The following is a 1,506-nucleotide window of genomic DNA, read 5'->3' as shown; positions in this document are numbered from 1 at the left end:
GGTGGCGCGCGCAGACGTGGTGTAAGAGCGTCCCGAGGTCCGTCGCTGCAAGTCCCGATGTTACTCCTTCTTGAGACCGCGCCTCTCGACTATCTCGTCCACTATCTCCCTGGCGCGCCGCCCGAGCGCGCGGCGCCTCCCCTCTGTCGGGGCCGGCCTGTCCGCGGGCTCGGCGAAGCCCTCGGCGGCCGAGGCCTCGGAGAACACGCGCTGCTGGGACCACTGTCCCTCGGTCTCCATGAGGCTCGCGCACGTCAGACGCAGCATCGACTCCCTCGAGGGGAAGGACTGCACGACCCTGTAGCGGCGCTTGATCTCGCGGTTGGCACGCTCCTGGACGTTGTTGGTGCGGAGCTTGGCCCAGTGCGCCCTGGGGAAGGCCGTGAACGCCAGCGCGGAGTCCTCGGCCTGCTCGAAGACCTCGCCGGCCCTGGCGGACACCGACGCCACCCAGGGCGCCGCCTCGGCCCACACGCAGCGCGCGAGGTCGGGGTCGTCCTGGTAGACCGCGGCGTGCACGAGGTCCCTGACGGCCGCCTTGGAGTCCTCGGGCCTGCCCGAGCAGGCGCTCTGGAGGTTGCGCTGCAGGTGCGTCACGCAGCGCTGCCAGGCGCAGCCCTGGAACAGGCGCGAGACGGCGGCCACGAGCCCGGCGTGGCTGTCGGAGACCACGAGGCGAACGCCGGCCAGCCCGCGCTCGCGCAGCCCGCCGAGGAATGCCGCCCAGGAGTCCTCGCTCTCGGTGTCGACCACGTCGCAGCCCAGGAAGTGCTTGCGCCCGTCGGCGCCCAGCCCGATCGCGGTCACGACGCCCTGCGAGACGACCGACGAGCCGACCCTGCAGCTCATGTAGGTAGCGTCGAGCCACAGGTAGCAGCACGGCGTGCCCGACAGGTCGCGGCGGCGGAACTCCGCCACCTCGGCGTCGAGGTCGGAGCAGAGGCTCGAGACCTCCGAGCTCGACAGCGAGGATATGCCCAGCTTGGACGCCACGCGCTCGACCTTGCGGGTGGACACGCCGCATACGTACATCTCCTGCACGATGGCGGCCACCGAGGTGTCGACGCGCGACCATCGCGCGAGCATGCCCTCGGGGTAGTAGGTGCCGTGCCTGAGCTTGGGTATCTCGAGCTCCACGTCGCCCACGGCGGTCTTGAGCGACCTGGGGCGGTAGCCGTTGCGGCTGTTCTCCCTGCCGTCGCTGCGCTCGTTGCGGCTCGCGCCGCACATCTGCTGGGCCTCGGAGTCCATCAGCGCGTTCATCACGCTGCCCAGCACCCTGCACGCGAACTCGCGCGCGTCGCCGCACTCCTGCCAAAGCCTCGCCGCCTCGAGGGCCTCGTCGCGGCCGAGGCGCAGTACACTCTCTTCTTGGGGCATCGCCTTTCCTTCCATTCGTCACCTTCATTACTCCAACGACGAATTCTAGGCGGTGTCCCCTCCCTTTCAAGAAAGGGCGGAGGCGGGGCATGCCCCGCCTCTTACACCACATCTCTGCGCGCTACC

1 protein-coding gene is annotated in these 1,506 nt (G+C 69.9%); it reads right to left on the bottom strand.

The features are described from left to right. Positions 1 to 60 precede the first annotated feature (60 nt). Positions 61 to 1,380 (bottom strand): IS256 family transposase, encoded by a 1,320-nt coding sequence (locus DW024_RS09875; protein ID WP_233502389.1) that lies wholly within the window; start codon positions 1,378 to 1,380, stop codon positions 61 to 63. Between the last annotated feature and the right edge of the window lie 126 nt (positions 1,381 to 1,506).

Origin of the sequence: Collinsella sp. AF37-9 (assembly GCF_003475115.1) — a bacterium.
Classification (GTDB): Bacteria; Actinomycetota; Coriobacteriia; order Coriobacteriales; family Coriobacteriaceae; genus Collinsella.
The sequence above is the reverse complement of the archived record's forward strand: the minus strand, read 5'-3'. Positions and strand labels throughout refer to the sequence as shown.

Bases quoted from the DNA above. Each gene is read 5' to 3' on its own strand.
- DW024_RS09875 (WP_233502389.1), bottom strand. From the start codon at position 1,380: ATGCCCCAAGAAGAGAGTGTACTGCGCCTCGGCCGCGACGAGGCCCTC.